At 40.0% G+C, this 17,426-nt stretch carries 25 protein-coding genes; 17 read left to right on the top strand and 8 right to left on the bottom strand.

The features are described 5' to 3' along the window. Window positions 1–192: 192 nt before the first annotated feature. On the top strand, window positions 193–1,362 hold the full coding sequence (locus OCU77_RS20545) for a tyrosine-type recombinase/integrase (RefSeq protein WP_048900640.1): 1,170 nt from the start codon (window positions 193–195) through the stop codon (window positions 1,360–1,362). Here OCU77_RS20545 and OCU77_RS20540 read toward each other — a convergent pair. The 7 genes from OCU77_RS20540 to OCU77_RS20510 all read right to left on the bottom strand — a co-directional run bounded on the left by OCU77_RS20540 (window position 1,325) and on the right by OCU77_RS20510 (window position 6,147). Then, window positions 1,325–1,789 carry a hypothetical protein gene (locus OCU77_RS20540; protein ID WP_048900641.1) on the bottom strand — a complete coding sequence of 155 codons (465 nt, stop codon included), beginning with the start codon at window positions 1,787–1,789 and terminating at the stop codon, window positions 1,325–1,327. The two genes, OCU77_RS20545 and OCU77_RS20540, sit on opposite strands and share 38 nt — an antisense overlap. 168 nt (window positions 1,790–1,957) lie before the next feature. Beyond that, window positions 1,958–2,176: a hypothetical protein gene (locus tag OCU77_RS20535; protein ID WP_048900642.1), complete on the bottom strand. Its 219-nt coding sequence runs from the start codon at window positions 2,174–2,176 to the stop codon at window positions 1,958–1,960. Continuing rightward, on the bottom strand, window positions 2,169–2,786 hold the full coding sequence (locus OCU77_RS20530) for an MT-A70 family methyltransferase (RefSeq protein ID WP_048900643.1): 618 nt from the start codon (window positions 2,784–2,786) through the stop codon (window positions 2,169–2,171). Before OCU77_RS20530 ends, OCU77_RS20535 begins: the two co-directional genes overlap by 8 nt. Continuing rightward, window positions 2,786–3,904, bottom strand: coding sequence for a hypothetical protein (locus OCU77_RS20525; RefSeq protein ID WP_048900644.1), 1,119 nt, complete (start codon window positions 3,902–3,904; stop codon window positions 2,786–2,788). Before OCU77_RS20525 ends, OCU77_RS20530 begins: the two co-directional genes overlap by 1 nt. 63 nt (window positions 3,905–3,967) lie before the next feature. After that, entirely contained in the window at window positions 3,968–4,792 is an 825-nt protein-coding gene (locus OCU77_RS20520; RefSeq protein ID WP_048900645.1) for a DUF2303 family protein, read from the bottom strand. Then, entirely contained in the window at window positions 4,792–5,217 is a 426-nt protein-coding gene (locus tag OCU77_RS20515; protein ID WP_048900646.1) for a hypothetical protein, read from the bottom strand. The genes OCU77_RS20520 and OCU77_RS20515 overlap by 1 nt, the downstream gene beginning before the upstream one ends. Before the next feature lie 294 nt (window positions 5,218–5,511). After that, the gene (locus tag OCU77_RS20510) at window positions 5,512–6,147 is read right to left on the bottom strand and encodes a helix-turn-helix domain-containing protein (RefSeq protein WP_048900647.1); all 636 of its coding nucleotides are present in this window, start codon (window positions 6,145–6,147) and stop codon (window positions 5,512–5,514) included. A 447-nt stretch (window positions 6,148–6,594) separates the two neighbouring features. Between OCU77_RS20510 and OCU77_RS20505 the strand changes: the two genes are divergently transcribed. From OCU77_RS20505 to OCU77_RS20435, 15 genes are all read left to right on the top strand, one after another. Then, window positions 6,595–7,356 (top strand): hypothetical protein, encoded by a 762-nt coding sequence (locus OCU77_RS20505; RefSeq protein ID WP_107302723.1) that lies wholly within the window; start codon window positions 6,595–6,597, stop codon window positions 7,354–7,356. Continuing rightward, window positions 7,353–8,096, top strand: a complete 744-nt coding sequence (locus OCU77_RS20500) for an ATP-binding protein (RefSeq protein ID WP_048900914.1) — start codon at window positions 7,353–7,355, stop codon at window positions 8,094–8,096. Before OCU77_RS20505 ends, OCU77_RS20500 begins: the two co-directional genes overlap by 4 nt. After that, window positions 8,086–8,424: a hypothetical protein gene (locus OCU77_RS20495; RefSeq protein WP_048900913.1), complete on the top strand. Its 339-nt coding sequence runs from the start codon at window positions 8,086–8,088 to the stop codon at window positions 8,422–8,424. The genes OCU77_RS20500 and OCU77_RS20495 overlap by 11 nt, the downstream gene beginning before the upstream one ends. A 77-nt stretch (window positions 8,425–8,501) precedes the next feature. Next, entirely contained in the window at window positions 8,502–9,344 is an 843-nt protein-coding gene (locus OCU77_RS20490) for an antA/AntB antirepressor family protein (protein ID WP_144414942.1), read from the top strand. 25 nt (window positions 9,345–9,369) lie between these two features. Continuing rightward, window positions 9,370–10,038 (top strand): hypothetical protein, encoded by a 669-nt coding sequence (locus OCU77_RS20485; RefSeq protein WP_048900911.1) that lies wholly within the window; start codon window positions 9,370–9,372, stop codon window positions 10,036–10,038. Between the two features lie 198 nt (window positions 10,039–10,236). Continuing rightward, window positions 10,237–10,542, top strand: coding sequence for a hypothetical protein (locus OCU77_RS20480; RefSeq protein WP_048900909.1), 306 nt, complete (start codon window positions 10,237–10,239; stop codon window positions 10,540–10,542). Window positions 10,543–10,606: 64 nt separating this feature from the next. Beyond that, window positions 10,607–10,918 carry a hypothetical protein gene (locus tag OCU77_RS20475; RefSeq protein ID WP_048900908.1) on the top strand — a complete coding sequence of 104 codons (312 nt, stop codon included), beginning with the start codon at window positions 10,607–10,609 and terminating at the stop codon, window positions 10,916–10,918. Window positions 10,919–11,100: 182 nt separating this feature from the next. Continuing rightward, window positions 11,101–11,412, top strand: coding sequence for a hypothetical protein (locus OCU77_RS20470; RefSeq protein ID WP_048900907.1), 312 nt, complete (start codon window positions 11,101–11,103; stop codon window positions 11,410–11,412). Between the two features lie 238 nt (window positions 11,413–11,650). Next, on the top strand, window positions 11,651–12,028 hold the full coding sequence (locus OCU77_RS20465; RefSeq protein ID WP_048900905.1) for a hypothetical protein: 378 nt from the start codon (window positions 11,651–11,653) through the stop codon (window positions 12,026–12,028). A gap of 125 nt (window positions 12,029–12,153) precedes the next feature. After that, window positions 12,154–12,567, top strand: coding sequence for a hypothetical protein (locus OCU77_RS20460; protein ID WP_048900904.1), 414 nt, complete (start codon window positions 12,154–12,156; stop codon window positions 12,565–12,567). Between the two features lie 2 nt (window positions 12,568–12,569). Then, window positions 12,570–13,070, top strand: a complete 501-nt coding sequence (locus tag OCU77_RS20455) for a hypothetical protein (protein WP_048900903.1) — start codon at window positions 12,570–12,572, stop codon at window positions 13,068–13,070. Next, on the top strand, window positions 13,057–13,356 hold the full coding sequence (locus OCU77_RS20450) for a hypothetical protein (protein WP_048900902.1): 300 nt from the start codon (window positions 13,057–13,059) through the stop codon (window positions 13,354–13,356). The genes OCU77_RS20455 and OCU77_RS20450 overlap by 14 nt, the downstream gene beginning before the upstream one ends. 559 nt (window positions 13,357–13,915) lie before the next feature. After that, a complete protein-coding gene (locus tag OCU77_RS20445) occupies window positions 13,916–14,527 on the top strand; it encodes a hypothetical protein (protein WP_053111904.1) in 612 nt (203 codons plus the stop codon). 38 nt (window positions 14,528–14,565) lie between these two features. Then, on the top strand, window positions 14,566–14,868 hold the full coding sequence (locus OCU77_RS20440) for a hypothetical protein (RefSeq protein ID WP_048900899.1): 303 nt from the start codon (window positions 14,566–14,568) through the stop codon (window positions 14,866–14,868). Further along, a complete protein-coding gene (locus OCU77_RS20435) occupies window positions 14,861–15,295 on the top strand; it encodes a hypothetical protein (protein WP_048900898.1) in 435 nt (144 codons plus the stop codon). The genes OCU77_RS20440 and OCU77_RS20435 overlap by 8 nt, the downstream gene beginning before the upstream one ends. A gap of 204 nt (window positions 15,296–15,499) precedes the next feature. Here OCU77_RS20435 and OCU77_RS20430 read toward each other — a convergent pair whose 3' ends face one another. Then, complete coding sequence (locus OCU77_RS20430; RefSeq protein WP_048900897.1) at window positions 15,500–16,531, bottom strand: STAS-like domain-containing protein; 1,032 nt, start codon at window positions 16,529–16,531, stop codon at window positions 15,500–15,502. A 307-nt stretch (window positions 16,532–16,838) separates the two neighbouring features. Here OCU77_RS20430 and OCU77_RS20425 point away from each other — a divergent pair, with 307 nt between their 5' ends. Then, a complete protein-coding gene (locus OCU77_RS20425) occupies window positions 16,839–17,393 on the top strand; it encodes a hypothetical protein (protein WP_048900896.1) in 555 nt (184 codons plus the stop codon). Window positions 17,394–17,426: the final 33 nt, after the last annotated feature.

The raw sequence follows: 17,426 nt of genomic DNA, 5'->3' as shown, positions 1-17,426 counted from the left end.
AATACGAATAGTTAACTGACAAGATTCTGAAATATCTACCATCCCCTCGTGTAACCATGTAATATAGTTAAAACAGATAGTTATAGTGATTTTAAGTGCCATTTCATGGCAGTGGTGATCATTGTGTATCTATGTGTTCTACAAAAATGTGTGTGTATATTGTGTATATATACACACTCGCAAGGAGTGAGCATGGCACTAACAGACCGACTATTAAAATCTAAATCATCCACCCCTGAAGGTGCTCATAAAGACTATCCTGATGGTGGTGGATTGCTTGCAAGAAAATACAAAACAGGAGCAGTAGCTTTTTATTATCGTTATCGATGGTCAGGCAAACAGGCCATTGTGAAAATTGGTACTTATCCTGAAATGCCACTTAAGCAAGCAAGAGAAAAGCACCAAGAATTTAAGCGCCTTATCGATTCAGGTGTTGATCCTCGTAGGGATAAGCAGAGGCTAAAGGAAAGGATAACTTTTAAGGAAGGTATTGATTATTGGTATAAGCACTACGTGCTTAAAAATAGGAAGGAATGCGGGTGGATTATGGCTGCGTTTAAGCGCTGGCTCTATCCTACAATTGGTAATTGGGTTATCGAGGATGTTAACTCAAGTGATTGGATTAGTGCGTTTCAAAAAATAACTGCACCAATGATGGCTAAACAGTTATTTATGGAAACGAAGGGCGCTATAAATTACTTAATCGTTCTTGAGATAATTGATTCATCTAAGCTGCTGCATCTTAAGATGAAGAACATTGTGACGCTTCCGCCTCCTACCCGTAGGATCTATACATTTGATGAGTTGAGAAAAATGTATAACGTGATTAACAATGATTCAGTTGCTTACGAGAATAGGGCGGCTTTGCTGTTGGTTATGTTTTTCGGGTGCCGGATCGGTGAATTACGCCGGGCAAAAAAATCAGACTTTAATCTAAAAGAAAAGTTGTGGACTGTTCCCGTTGAAAACTCAAAGAATAAAACAACGATTACCCGGCCAGTTCCTGATTTTTTGGTGCCAGTTATAAAGCAACTTATGGCACTATCTTCAAATGATTTATTAATACATGGACGTCGAGGAGTTGGGTTAGATTCACCCGCCTTTAGTCTTAGGATGAAAAGGGCAGCTCTAGCCGCCGGGATAGATGATTTTCGCGCTCATGGATTTAGACACACCATATCAACAAGGTTAGCTGATATGGGTGTTGAACCGTATATTGCTGAAAAGTTGCTTGGTCATAAGATGGCTGGAGTGATGGCGGTGTATAACCAAGGCCAGTATATTGACCAGATTAATGCCGCCATGAATGCTTATCACGATAAAATTATCGGCACCAACGATCCTTTGTTGGTAGCGAGTTAACCAGTGAAATAATTGCGTCACATTGTTCTTCTGTGACGCTAACCCAATTGATCATACGTTCACTATTATCAAGAGAAATAAGGGTTGAGGCTTGACCTATTTTTTTTGCTAGTTTTAGCGCAATATCGTGTTCTTCGGATTGATCTCTTACTGTTAATGATTCACCGTGGACGTTAACTTTTTCACCTTCAATATGAGCTGTGAAAATGTTATATCCAGCTCGATGTTCTTTACCATCGCTCTTTCTAAAGCGTATTGTGCTTTTAATATCTAGGTTAGTTTCGCAATCAAAGAATTTCGCAGTGGTTGATGTAACTGTGACAGGAATGAAAAAAGTACCCATCGTTCTTCCGCGAGTCATACCTGCTAATGAAACAGCAATAGAGATAAATACCTGATCGCCTTTTTTAATGTGTTCAAACTTCATGGTCAATCCTTGTATTGCAATGTAAATATTTGTTTGCAGTGGCGACACCGATATTTTGGGTCGCCACTGGTATAGTTAATTATCTGTACTTGCCGAGTGCCACATAGTGGGCATGATACCCGTGGGAAGGTATTTATAATTCTTCCAAGCCTTCCGCCATAGTTGGATTTAGAGGAAGTCATACCCTTGTTCTATCTCCCATGCTTCAACATCTGCAATACGCCATACAAGGCGAGGGGTAGTAATAACAGGTTCTGGATAGCTTCTATTTTTACGCCAGTTATATAGACCTTTTTTTGTGAAGTTTTCACCATCTTTTTTTGCAAAAGGTGAGTATCGGATTAACAATGAATCCATGCTGATTAGTTTTGGTTTTTCATTATCCATTTTCAATTCCTTCTAGTTGTAATTCTAATTCGCAAATATGCGGCTCGCGCCACCCGTACTCGTCCAAAATTAAACTTGGGTATGATTGGTTACCAAATACAGACCAATTTCCTTTCGACACCCCACGGTGAAATAATTCGATTTTTCGTTTATAACCGAATAGTTCCATTATTTTGTCGCGAACTTCACTTGGTTTCTCGCTATGCCCGCCAACTGGCGATGAAAACACCGCACGAACAGAGCGGCTAAGAGGTTTCACAGTTCCTTTTATGGCTATTAGGCAAGATTCAGATCCGGCTCGCGTGTAGTAGCCCATACCGAAAAATGGATTGCCTAAAACTGTTTGCTTAATCCAAACAATCCCATTCATGTTCCTGACTTCAAAGCCCCATGCTTCTGCCAGTTCAAAGGCTTCTTTACCCATTGCACCAACCCACCACATGATTAACATGCAGTTATCAGCGGCCAGCTCTCCAACTGGCATTTCTTTTAGTTCTTCTAGTGTCATGGTGTCGTAAAGCTGCGATGCTCCACTTTTCATGCTTCCACCCGTTTTTTTGCTATTAAATTGCCAAGGAGGATCGCAATAAATAACATCGAATTTTTCCACTACTTAAGTCCTCGTTGTTCTCTTGTCCAGTTTGCTGACTCCCATTCCTTAACGTAGGTCTGATCTACACTTCGGCGGATTTTCTCGGCGGATTTTTCACTGATTCCTTTTACTGACTTAGCCAACTCGTGATCTGTAGAGTGCATAACTGAATAAACAGAAAAGTAATTAGCATCATTTAGTAGCTTGAGTTCGCGTGGTGTTATAGCCCTGCCGCATTCATCAAGTCCGGTTTCTTTTGCCCATTCCATGCGATCGATTAAATGAGAGTGAGAGACAGATAAGCGTTCGATGAATAGTTCTTGTAAGTCGCCATAAAGATCCGTTGGCATCTTTCCTTCAAGATCAGTACAAGATGGCATGAACGGAACAAGATAATCAGAAACAGATACGGTGATGTTAATCGCCCAATTGGTCCTAATAACAATATGGAAATCTAAATCGCTTATTACGCTTATGTTTCTAGCCACTGGAATGTAAGTTAGTCGCCACCCAAAGGTGTAGATGAAACATTCCAACCCATCTTTCCCGGAATAAACTTTATTTTTCACATCGCCATCAACATGTGTAATGCGTTCTTGTAGTGAATCAGCAAGCTCAGTAGCCTTTAGTGCGGTATCCATTAATTCAGCGTGGTCGCGTTTAAGTTTTACGTTATCTTTTCGATAAGCTGAGTTCTCACGCTTCATTGCATTTATTGTGTTAAGGCGTTCGTCTGCTACCTTGTTACGTTCTGATAATTTTCGCTTAAGAGCGTCAGGATCGAGAGATTTAAGTCGTTTTAGCTCTGTGCGCATATCGCTAAAGTCCTTAGTTCTTAATCTCAATGAGTTGAACTCAGAACGTAGTTTGGTAAGTTGCTCGATGTGGTTAAGGTCTTCTTCTTCTGCTGTCTTGATTAACTCAATGACTTTTAATTCTAACGTTTGGTTTTTTGCGTCAGATTCTTCCAGTTGAAGGATAAGAGCGTTGTATTCATCGGTATCTTGCGCCAAAGAGCCATTAACAAGTTCTGCATGAGTCTCAACAAGCGATGACACGTTTGATAGCTGGCTTTGAACCATGCGAAGTAAATTGTTAACTGACACATCAGTTGGTTGGTATTTCTCTGTTGTCATTGGTCATTCCTTGTTATTTAGGTGAAATCGCCGAATTATCGGCGATTTGTTTTTTATCAGTTATTAAAATTCACCAATGTACGTCGGTACGTTCATTTCCATGTCTGATTGTTTCTGAACGATGATTTCTAAGAACTCAAAAGCCATTAGTTCTTGGGTTTCTTCCAATCGCTTAATGCGTAGAGTTAGGATTTCATTGCGAACAATGGAAAGGCGCATTTCAAATTTACGTGACTCTAAACCGTGGTAGGGTTCACATGTAAATACAAATGCCGCAGGTATAACTAAATCTTCTTTTGTCTTCGTTGCAACACGTTCGTATTCACTTTGCTGTTGGCTAAAGTCTTGCACTTGGCGTTCAGAACCGCGAACTACTTCAAAGTTAAGATCACGAATGGCCGCGCTTGCTTTATCCATTTCGATGACTTTACCATCACTTGAAAATGCAGTTAGGAACTCACTGTAATCTTCCAACCACTCGGCCATTTCTTTTTGTGGCATTGGTGAGCCAGATAAGTTTAGGAGTGCTTTGTATGGCGCTGTTCGTTTTAATGACAAACTTGCACGGTGGCGTTGGTGTCCGGCCTTATCTCGTGTGCCAACATCAAAAATTGTTTCAGCTTTCATGGTATCGGCGTCAACAAATGTTTTGGTGCCATCTTCTGCATGGTCTTTATTGTATTTAATGAACTCATCGATAACATTTGTTTCAAATTTACCGCGCAAGCTGTTGCGGTGTTCTTGGTATGCTTCAAGATCTTGTAATTTGTACTCACTTGGAATTGCAATAACCTGGGAACTTGTCTCTGCATCCTTTAGTTGGTCAAGGAATAGGGGCGCATTGCCATTGTTAACAAGTGTTTGGATCGCTTCTGGAGTTAATGACATTAGTAATTTCCTACTTTCAATTGATTGATACCTGCTGGAATATCTAGCTGGCGCTGGTGGTTTACGTCCAATTTAGGGCGGTCATAAGAGAGTTTGCCGCCATAGCCAACAAAGGCCACGCTACCATATTGGAAATCTTCTACTTTAGAGCCATGGTTCACTTTTGGCTCTGTTACTTTAATGCTGCTGATCACGTCAACAATTGAGTTATCCGTGGTTGAGTTAGGCTTAATATCAAGCTTGAGTGTGATCGTGCCCTTTTTGTTTGAGTTGGCAACAGCAAGGGCAACGTTCGACAATGCTAAACCTAAGACATTGGCAATGACACCTGCATCAAGTTGCTGCATCAAGGTTGGGAAATCAGTTGTGCGATCTGGTGTTGCTTGTTTGCTGGTTTCTTGAACTTCTTCTATGGCTTCTGTCATGGTTTACTCACTGTTTTACTGTGGTAATATGACCAACGTTAAAGAGGTTTGGTCACTTCTTTAACGGTCAAACCGTTTTAATTTATGGTCTGGTCATACCTTGTGGAGATAACCGCCTTTAGGGGCGGTTTTCTTTTGTTTGTAATTCATCGAACGAATACAAGAATAATCAAACAAGGACAGGAAGGGAAGCGATTGGGAATAAATATTTTTGAAAATTTAGATTTCGAAATGTAACGGGCTTATTTAAAAGCCCGTTAAATAGCAGTAATTGGGGGAAGATTGGAGGATATGTTAAAAAATTGCGTAAGCGGAAAATGTAGCGATGAGAGTCTGATCATTTATTTCACTAAGCCTTAAGTCCATTGGTAGTTCATCATTTAGTGATTTCAAAAACTGTCTGCCATGGGCTGATTGGAACTCCATGACCTCTACATTAGATTCCGTCTTAACCAAGACAACTTGACCGCTCACAGGTGTCTTTGTGACATCAAACCACATATAACCACCCGCATAGTATTTGCCTAGTTTTTCAGACACTCTGATCACTATCTGATTGTGAGAATTACCAATTGGGCAAGGTAAACGTTCTCGATTGGTTTCTAGGAGCGTTTGTGTAAGCTCTGATAGGTTAGCATTAACTAATTCATTCAACGTCACTAAAGGTGCGCCGTGTTCAATTTTCGAGGCAATTATATATTCGTCTGCTGTTGGTGAGCCTTTCCCTGTCGCTAACCATTCCAACCTACATTGTAGTGATTCAGCAAGCCTAACTGCTGAATCTAGCATGATGCTTTTGTCAGGATTGTTTTTAATATTAGTTAAAACTGCGCGGCTAACACCACTATCTTTCGCTAATTTAATGCTCGTTGGGATCCCTAAATCACGCTTTCTTGTCTCAATATTACGAGCGAGAATTGACATCGTCATTGGCTATACCTCTGTTGTTGTTAAACGTTTAGTTGCGCATGGTATGCGAATAAGAAACATCGATTATAAACACAACGTGTGACTGTTCAACTCGACAAAATTGAGTCTTTGTTTGCTTTTAGATGCAATTCATCATTTGACAATCTTGATGTTTCCGATCAATGATTGCTGTCGTTGTTCGGGTCTTTTTTGGCTAGAACGAAAAAACCCACCGAGGAGGTGGGTTTTTACGGCAGCTAAGTATCTAATTTCTTTGGCGAGAAAATACTTAATTGCTACTAACAAACTGGGTCAGTCTAGCCGCCAATAGCTGACTATGCAAGAGGCACTTTTCGTGAATAGCTTAGTAGCACCTCACTTCATAATTACACTCTCTGATTTATATAAGTTGATGCCCATCACCTTATTCGTGCCCGCTTGTATCTCTATCTCCTTTGGGGGGCACATATGCAATATCTCGTAATGATTAACCAAGCAAAAGCCATTGAATGGGGGTTAAATGCCAACCAAGCCAGTCTTATGTCATTTGTCTATGATCTTGAATCGTGGGGCAGAGATGTTGTCGCACATGGGAAGGCTTACAAGTGGGTAAGTAAAAACAAAGTAGTCCAAGAATTACCGTTGTATTTTAACAAAGCCGATACGGTCCATCGTGGGCTAATTGAGCTTGAGAAAAAAGGGTTAATTTCTCGCAACTTCACCCGTTCTCAGTCATTGGTTAAGATTACAGATAAAGGCCGAGAATGGAGATTCGATGCCAGTCAAGGGTCGGATTTAAATCCGAGGGGGGTCGGATTTAAATCCGAGGGGGGGTCGGATCTAAATCCGACAGATCCTATAACCATAGATCAAGTAACCATAGATCCAGATCTAAAGCCTTTGTCTGAAACTGACGTTTCAAAAGATGCGATAGAAAAATCTTTCAAAATATTCTGGACTGCTGGGATGAGAAAGCTTGGCCGCAAGCAAGCACTCGCGGAGTTCAAAAAGCATGTCACTAAGAACAATCTCGACCATGAGCAATTTGCCACCATGCTGGCGGAAGATATTCGCAATAGGATTCAAGCGAGGCAGCAAGGTTTTGATCTGCTGCATCCTGAGCGGTATATCAAAAATGAACGCTGGACGGATGAATTAATTCAAAACCAAATGCCGCATGATCCTCATGCTATGGGAACGAACTATCGGAAACCAACGGGGTGGGCATGAGCATTTTCACTAAGATACTAAAACGCGCTGGTGATACGTCAGAGGTGAGTGTCAGTAAAGCCATAGAAAACCATAAGCGATTCAGGGAAGATGCTGAATCTAGGCAGTTAGAGCACTTTTCACGACAATTTAAGGAACACGCAATCAAAAATGCGCTAAGTGGTTCGAGCATACCTCCTATCCACCAGCATTGCAGATTTGATAACTACGAAATTTACGACAACAACCAAGTTAATGCTTTGGCGTTTGCCAAGTCATACGCAGAAAGAATCGGTAAAGACTCATATCAACCTAGCTTTATTTTCAGCGGAACTTGTGGAACAGGTAAAAATCATTTATCAGCGGCAATCTGCCTATCTGTTATTAATAACGGCGGAATGGCGAAGATGATAACGCTCAATGAACTACATCAACAATTTAGATCTAGGTGCTTTGGTGAATCGCCAACCATGAAAGAAACCATCTTCATGGAGAACTTAGCAAAATTGGACTTATTAGTTATTGATGAGGTAGGGCTACAGTCAAACAGCCCGGCTCAAAAGATTTTTATCGATCAGGTCATCAACGACCGAGCCAATAAAGCATTACCAACAGGAATGATTACTAACTTGGACTTTGAGGGATTCACTAGATCTGTAAGTGCTAGGGTGTTAGATCGTATGCAAGCGTATGGCGGCGCTTGGATTAATTTTGAATGGGAAAGCTACAGGACGAGAAAGGTTAATAATAATGAGCATTGAGCAGCGGTTGTTAAATATTGGCGAACGTCGTCAAAGGTTAGGGTGGTGTGCCGTACCGGAAGTTCCAGCGCTTGATCAAGAATTAGCTGACGCCATGCTTGGATATAGCAAATGTCTATACGAGGGCAAAAAGAAAGCGGCAGAGATCAACAATATTGCTATTAAAAATGGGTACGAGGTTTTGGGCGAGAATTTTGTTGATTCGTACAACTGGATGTATGACGAGTCACGGGTTATGCATGTAACTAACCTATCTCGATGCTTGCTTGAGTTGGATAGCCTCGAAGTTGTATTGGAATACTTTGAACGAGAAAAATGCCGGTTGTAATTTTTTTGCTAATTTGGTTGTCGAACGATGAATCTTGTCGTTTATTTGTATTTGAATCGTAATGAGGGTTTTTGATTGTGGACAAGGGGCGCAGGTTTTACACATTAGAAAATGTCAGTAAAAAGCAAATGGTACAAATTTTTGAGATAAGCCAGCATGAAGCGGGCTTGGTGATGAAGTATAGAAAGAAGTTACCTGTTCTATTTGATGAGGTTGATTCAGAGGAGGCGCATAGCGTTAATCTTCGTGAACTTCACAAGCAGTTAGAGGTTAAAGATCATTTTAGCGACTGGATTAAGCGAAAATCAGAGAGGTTGCAAGTCGTTGATTTAATTGAAACGGATATATCCGACCGAATGAAATCAATAGCTTACGACGCTGATATTTTAAAGGAAACACAGCTAACGGCTTATGGACAAGTGGATAGGATTGAATATCACGCAAAGCCTGATGCAGCAAAGATGATTTGTATGCAAGAAAACAATGATGTTGGTGATTTGGTTCGCCGTTACTTCTTGCTGTGCGAAAAACTGTTACATCGTATCGCCACGCGAAATCCCACGCGAGTTTCATGTATCGACACGTCTAATGCGATCTTCAAAACGTTAGCGGCACGTAAAACAGCGAACCCGGTAAAAATCAAGTCGGCTCTTGAGAGAAATGTTTGCCTAGTTGCTACCGGAGCGGTGCCGAAAGCTTGGCGCGATGTTTTGGGTGTTAAGAACGTGCGGGATTATTTAAAGCACCATGGAGATAGGAAAGAGCTACAGCGCTATGAGGAAGTATTACGTTCGTGTGATTTCTTAACAAAAGATCCCAGTGTTGGCTCTGTAAAGCTGGTGGCCGATCAGTTAAAGCGTGTCTTTGGTGAATCAAATATCTATGACAAATATCTGTCGATTCAGTCAGCACAGAAATAACAACTTCCATAAGGCTATAAGACCAATGAAAATCAAAACTCCGTATAAGAACTTCACGTTTAGCGACGATAAGAGCGATTGTAGGTTCAAATTAGATGTTAATGCGTCTGTCGTTTTAGATGGTCAATTGAATCGATTCACCATCGGACAAATAAAAATCTCTCCTTGGCCTCAAGACGTACCTAGCCAACTAGAGGAAATGATAGAGCGATTCATTGATAATTGGTTTGCTGATATTTGCCCACAACCAGAAGCTGATTATCTTGGGTTACTTGCACTGTCTGACTATAAGCCTTGGGTTGTTATTACAAACGCTCGTAAGTTGGGCAAGTCTTTTTTCGTCTCAGCTGATCTATCAAACTGGCTTCCGTACTACCGCCAATTAAAAATAACTAAGCGTGAGGTTGAAGCGCTTTATGAAACGAATGACGATTGGGCTAACCGTATTCTTGACGGTGCTTGTGTAAAAGCGATGGCGGGAGAACTTGAAAAAACCAAGATTTTACATCCTCTGTTTAGTGATTTGGAGTTACGTGAAAATGATGATTCATTTCAGCGATACGTTGACACCAAAAGAGATATAGAAAGCGCACTGGTTAGCCACGGTGTTGCTTATTGTCACATTTCGGCTGATGGCCTTGATCTTATTGATTCGTCAGAGGTTCGCAAAGGAAGCGGAAAAGGCGAATTATGAGCGCTTTTATCAATTGTAGTTGTGGCGGTAAGGCTTTATATGACTGCGACGGATGCGGCCACGAATGGGTAACATGCGAAACATGCAAGTTTGAAATTGAGCGTTACCAGTCAAAAAGCATAGAAGGTGATTGGGGTGAAGCGGTAAAAGAAAGGCACACCAACGCACCTTGTCGCAGGTACTTGAGGGTTAAAACCAATGAGTAAGCGATATAAGCACAATATCGGTGAGTCCTTTAGCTCTAAAGAGCTTTATGGAGCCATAGAAGATTACCCGGTTTACAAACCAACCCGTCACCAGTTAGCAAACCCGCCTCACAAGGTTATCACTTACGCTGAGGGCTACGGCCATGCAACTGCAACATTCTGGTGCCTTACGCATGGTGAGTGGTACACAGAATGGAAGGTTCACCGTCACATTGATCGTGTTGATTTTGCAAGCTGCCAGTGCCCGCAATGCATAGAGGAAGGTATCTATTCTCATGGTGCAAGTGTCATTGGTTAGATGTGACAATTTATTTTATCCGATCTGAAAAATTAGCGGGTACTTAGAACAAAAGGAAAACAAGATGAGTGAATTAATTAACAGAGAGCCATTACATTACTTTTACCTCGTTTCATTTGTGTGGTCTGGTTTTGATGGAGAAAAAAAACATGGAACTATAGAGATTGGTTTAGAACGTAAGTGGCACCCATTCATAACGAATGCTATTGACCAATACATTAAAGAACAGATCAATGTTCCTGTGGATATTTTCGCGGTCACATCAGTATTTGAACTTGGTTTATATAAGAAATCACAAATCAATGAATTAAAGAGGCAAGGCGAAATGATGTATCAATCTTTAGTTTCTAGTCAGCTACAGGTGAGAGGAGGTTAAATGCAATGGTTGCGGTTCAAGTCCTTTGATGTCTCTCACATAACTAGCAACCATGTAGAATTGAAACGTAAAGTTGCAGTATTTTCGTTTGAATATATAATCATCGTTCGTTAATCTACTGTTTGCGGGCGGGTTCGTTAGTTCTCGATTGCATACATAAAGGCTAAAGCAAGGAATGACCGATGACAGATGACACGAATAAAAGCACTGCTCGTGAAATGAAGCAAGAAGTGGGTGCGGTTGGCTTTAATGCTGCTCTACGTCTTATATCTATTAATAAATCATGCACTATAAATGAGGCCGCAGACTACGTATCTATTCGTCTTGATCGCGCCATTGAGCAGATAGAGCATTGGCGTAAACATGGTGTGCCTCCTCATCAAGTAGATCGCGTTGTTGAACTACTTAAAGAAAATAAAATACCGTTCGGACGCCATCAACTTAAGCCAACAAATGAAATTGTTGCTATGTACTACTGGCGTAATTCAAATTAAATAATGGCAGTAAAGCCAAACAAAGAAAGGTGAATAGTGATTGTTGTTTTGTTTGGCTTTGTTGTCCTTGGATTTGGTTGTGCTCTATTTGTAATTTCAGTTTTGTCTATCTTTGAGCACTACAAACTAACACTAACACCACAAGCAGCTTGGCGAGCATTGATTATCGCTATATTTCTAATGATTAGTGGCTTCGCAATTAGCCCTTTGTGGTTCTTACAAATGGCAGGATAAAAATATGATTGATAGTAAAGAAAATCTTAACCACTTCACTGACTTGGCATGTAAATCCGCTATTGATGACTTCGTTCTATCCGAAGGCGTTAAGATCACGCTTACATTGGCAAAGCCTGTTAAAAGTGGTGACAGTCTTATGATTAGTGCTGATGTTAATTACTTCCCTGTTACTAATGACGCACTACTTAACCACATTGGGGCGTTGTTAACGCCATTGATTGCTGAAAATACCGAAAAGCTAATACCAGAAATCGTTAGCTCAATAATTAAGGAAGCTAGTGATTTCAATCAAGGCTTGGGTGTCGATTGCGATTGCCCTCTCTGCTCGGTTGAACATGAAAAACATGCAGATGAAGAAGGAACCAAAACAACTCAATGATAAGCAGAAGGTATTTGAAGAAGCTAACCGCCTCGGATTGTATGGCTTCATTATTAATATGGCCGCTAATACAGGGCACTTACAAACAGTAATTATCTATGAGAACAACAAGGAATCAGCGAAATATGAATCTACCAGAGTTAACACCAAAAGAGCTGTTATTAGCGGAAGGGATTGCGGTTCGCAGCCAATCGCTTCAATCGGAAATTCTGGAACAGGAGTCAGAGCCAAGCCAGCCGCTACAGCTAATCACTACCGCCGGGGCAAAGGCACTTAGTCGTATTGAAGATGATCACACAGCATGTATTGTGATGGATTGCCTAATTGAAGCGTTGGCTTCTGCTAACGTTACGATCATCGTTCGTAACCAACTCGCACTTGAAAACAAACAACTTGGCGAAGAATTGCAGCAAACGAAGCATGAGCTTGAACAAGCCAATGAATTAATCGATATGAGCAAACCAAAGCCTGATGAAAATAACCAGGATGGTGATGTTGAAGGCATTGAAACAGGGCATTTTGAAGAAGTAGAGGCGTAACAATGGACGCATTACAAGCGAACAACATTCTTATGCGCGATATTCTAGGCTTTAACGAACCGGATTTTGCAACAGCTTATGTAACTATTGCTTATACCGACCAATCAGAGTTAGACGCTAAAGGGATCAATTGCAATGAACTTGCCATGCGTAAGAATTTGGCATCATTGTTATCCGAGCGTACCGGAACTATAACGGCGCTGGTGGAGGCTGCAATTCAAACTAAACCGCAGTTTTGCGCGTTTGCATTGACTAATCATCTTGCGTGGAAGTCGCTTGTAATGCACCGACTAAGCCAAGAACGTGCGCGTATTCCATCATTTGAGGTTGCGCACTTCTTTTTGTCTTATCCTGACTCGCCTAAATTTTCAGATGCGTGTGATTACGTCATGGAATCAGGAATTGACGTACCAAGTGAGTTTCGCAAAGAGTTCACTGAATTTTTTAATAGTTCTGTTCACGAATCACTCTACCAAGAGGGTCAAGGCGATGGAAAAGGATGATGGCAAAAGGCGACAAGTTTTGTCGCTAGTGGAAATGCTAAAAATTAGGCTTGATTACGTAAATATCGACAAAAATACCAAGGTTCAATTAGAACTACACCAACGTAACAACATAATGTTTTTATATCGCGAGCTTGGTATGGCTATTGATTGCAACCAAGCATTTAAGGCCACACATCTTAGTGGTTTACTTAAAGGGTTACTTGAGAGAAAGGTTAATCCTGACTTACGTTTTCAATATAAGAAAATTAACGAAGCAATACATGAGTTGGAGAGCCAATTATGAGTGTTGGGCAATACGGTTTAGCGGCCTTTCTTGAGCAGTTTAGTTTAACTATTAATGATCTTGTGGATGAATGCGGACGACCACGAGACACGCTTTACACATGGTTTAAGAATGATCGCCAATTACTTCTTTGTGTTATTCGTTCCCGGCTATCTTCTGATTTCGTATCGATTACGGATGATGTTAATAAAAAACTAACCTCAACGAGAACATAGTAAAAACATAAAAAGCCGCCTTTGTGCGGTTTTTTTGTATTCGCTCAATGCTCCTTGTTTACAAATAAATACATCAGGTATATATTTCATACTCAAACGTAAACAAGGAATGACCAACCATGATAACGGCTTTTCAATCAGACCAAGCTCTTAAGCAGCGTTTAATCGCATCCCGGCGTCCAGCGTCAAAACTTATCTCAGAAAAGCATAAGCGTATTGCTAAACAGCTTGTGAATGCGGGCTACTCAAAAAAAGCTGTTTGCACGCTATATAGCTGTACATACAAGGATCTTAAGTGACTAAACCGAAAAATATTGTATCGCTTTAAATATAGGTGAGGATTTATGGCAATAAGAACACTTAAATATGACGTTAAAAGAGGCAAGGAGCACCATCAGTTTGGGAGGCATCATAAGAACTACGTAAATATTTTAGGTATTAGGTTTGGAAAGCTTAAAGTTATAGAACAGAAAGCAGGATGTGGCGTTAAGTGTTTATGTGATTGCGGACGAGAGCATATTGAAAGTAATACTGTTTATCTTCGTAAAGGGACAAGAAAAAGTTGCGGCTTTTGCAACAATATGGCAAACCCAAAGTTTAACCGAGACGAAGATGCGGTAATTATAAACAATGCTGGAATATTAAGCACAAAAGAAATTGCGGATATAGTAACAGCAATAGGAAGGCGCATAGCAAGCATATCAACAATAAAAAATAGAGTTGCAAGAATAAATAAATCAAGGGTTGAGAAAATATCTTTAAGGCGTAAAGGTGAGTTATATCCACATGCTAAAGGTTCAGATTATGACGTTGAGCTTTGTAGGTCGCTGTACGATGAAGGTATTATGCCAAAGGAAATATCAGAAAAAATGGGAATGACTCGAAGTCATGTAAGTGCGATTGTTTATTACCACTCAAGGACTGAATCAGCAAATGGGTTTAATTTTCACATATAGCTGCACCTACAAAGATCTTAAGTAAAAAGGTGGTAATAATGAATAATGAAAGAATCGGCCAAGCAGTAACAATATTGGATCTTATTGAAGGTAAACAAGGTGATTTATACAGCACCTTAAAGCCTCTTTTAATTGGTGAACAAACTGTCGCCATTACAAGAGAGTGTATTGAGTGTACGGAAGATGATTTTGATGAAGATTGTGAAATTTGCGGCGGGAAATGTGAATACCAATACAATGTGGTAATACCGTGGACTACACAAAAAGAAACAATTGCAATGACTTTTAAGTACCTATTAAAGATTGCAGGAGTAGATAAAGGAGGTAAACACCATGCTTAACTGGATTACTGAAAATCAACACTTAATAATTAAGATTGTTGTCGCGTGTCTTCTTGGTTTCAATATGTGGCTGGCAAATTGGAATAGACGGCGCAATGAAATGTTTAAAAAGCTAACGTTAGTTGCTGAAACAGAGGTAAAACGTAATCGCGATTTAACAGAGTCTTTTGAGTCACTTCTGATGGTTAGCAAAATAGGGAAGGAAGAAAGAAACGGAATTTCTCTTATTTCAGAAGAATCAGTGCCATTTTTAACTGGTGAAGTGCTTTATAATTTTGGAAGGTCAGTAACTGTAAGCGATCTAAAAGAACGGCGTGAACGATTAAGTAGAATTGTAGATGGTGAAGGCGAAGCCGTGGAATACATGAGGATGGTTCACGGTGGTTATCACCAAGCAATGATAAAACTAATGAGAAAGAAAAGATAAAATAATTATGGGGTATCTCATAAGCCGCCAGTAAAATGGCGGCTTTTTCATTTCTGTAATCATTGCTCTTGTATTTTATCGCTTAACTGTATTTACAATCGTAAGTATGATGGTTCTGTTAAATATTTAAACTTAAGACAGTTTTTCTCAATGATACGGCCATCTATCTTATAATAAGAAGGATGGCCATTTTCAGAGTGAGAGTTAAGTGTTGATAGCTCGTTTGATCCAAGCTTCAACTTCAGGGTTAGCTTTTATGTAGTCAACATGAATATCTGGATTGCGTCGAGCGTAAACACGGAATATTTCATCTGTAAATGCTTGCCCAACGTACTCAACATCGTTGAAGTCAAAAATAACACTCTTAAAGTTCTCAATGCGTGTTAGAAGCCTTTTAGCTTGAGAGCGAGAAACTAGGTTCTCGTTCCCAAACTTGGCCAAACTCACAGGAATGATCGTTTTATTGAATGCAAAGCAATCATCATCATTATCAGTGAATTCCGCAAAAACGTTTTTATCAACTCTATCGGAGTCGATTGCAATGTCCATAAACACCCAAGTTCCCTCCTTATTTTTTTGGTCGTCAAACATGATATCCATGTCGATGTCACAGCGATGACCATATGAAAACTCGTGAGAGTCAATATAGAACTCGTCAAACATTCTTGATGTGAAGAAAATACCTTGACCAGAATGATTGTCAGGATCAGTTGTCAGCTTTCCTTTTGACAGTTCAACTATGGATTGTCTTTCATCAGGAAGATCCTTTAATCTCTTGATTCTTCGGAATATACCTTCCCCGTCATCATGAATAGCAATACGAACTACTTTTTCATCTCGATGAACAGCAGCATAGATGAACTCTCCATCAGAGTGATCTATTGCATTATTATATATTTCAGTAAACCCATAAAAAATGATGTCTGATACATTTTTGGGCACTCCCTCAGTAACCCATGAAAAGTTACTCATATACACTTGGTGTTCAGATAAAATTGGTGTAATTCGCATAATTAGAGAGTTATCTCTAACTGGACCTAACTGATAGACTTTGCTTCGAGTTGTCCCCGTTGCAATAATGCGCCCTTCTTTTTCAAGAGCCTTTATGTGCTTGTTTACTGCTTGTCTAGAAATATTAAATATATCAGATATGTGCTGAGCTATATCATTAGGGTGGTGCAGTACATCTCTAATTATTTGTTTTCTAATTTTTTGTGTGCGCTCAGTGATAGCCATGATACATCTCAAAGGAATAAATTGACAACTTAATGCTAGTTTATTGTCAACCAAAGTTCAATCATTTTGTCAACTTCTCATCTTTTTAGTGATCTTGCTGATGGATAATGTTGTGTTTAAAGGCGAAGCCGTGGATTACATGAGGATAGCTCACGGTGGCTATCACCAAGCCGCCAGTAAAATGGCGGCTTTTTCATTTCTGTAATCATTGCTCTTGTATTTGATCGTTTACCCGTGTTTACAAGCGTAAACACGGGGTTTATATTTAATATTCAAACATAAGACAGTTTCTCTCAAGGACACGACCATGAACAAAAATGAAGTGAAAGCTCGCCAGCTTAATGAACTAACGGAAACATTCCTTGTTCTTAAGAATTTCGTATCAAAAGAGCCAACCTTTGATGAAGTAAAACATAAGATTTACGAGTTGGAGAAAGGCGATAATTTGATTATTAAAAATATAATAAGAACGGCCTTTGAAACTGGCTTTGCTTTTGTCTCGTCTTTGGAAGGTATAAGAGAAGAATTGGACTCGATCATCGATGAGATTCAAACAGAAATTACATTTAGGAAAATGTCATTAGCCAACAATAAGGAGCTAGCGACAATTAAGGGAACATTGATTACTTGGGAGGTTAATCGAACAGCTAAGATTAATAGTGAAGAAATTAGCCGTTACTCAAAAGTCTTCACTACGCCAGAAGGCGCACAGCACTATTTAAATAAGCGTAAGGTAAAATTAACAGATACAAATAAAGACCTAACTGTTACCTCTGATGATCATGGTGAACTTGAACTATATAACTCGAAATTAAATAAAGAAATCACTTACCGTGTTGCTCCTCTGTATCTACACATTTAATCATATTCGGCTGGCGGCTACTATCTGCCAGCC

Source organism: Photobacterium swingsii, assembly GCF_024346715.1.
Taxonomy (GTDB): Bacteria; Pseudomonadota; Gammaproteobacteria; order Enterobacterales; family Vibrionaceae; genus Photobacterium; species Photobacterium swingsii.
This window is presented reverse-complemented; position numbering and strand designations above follow the sequence as displayed.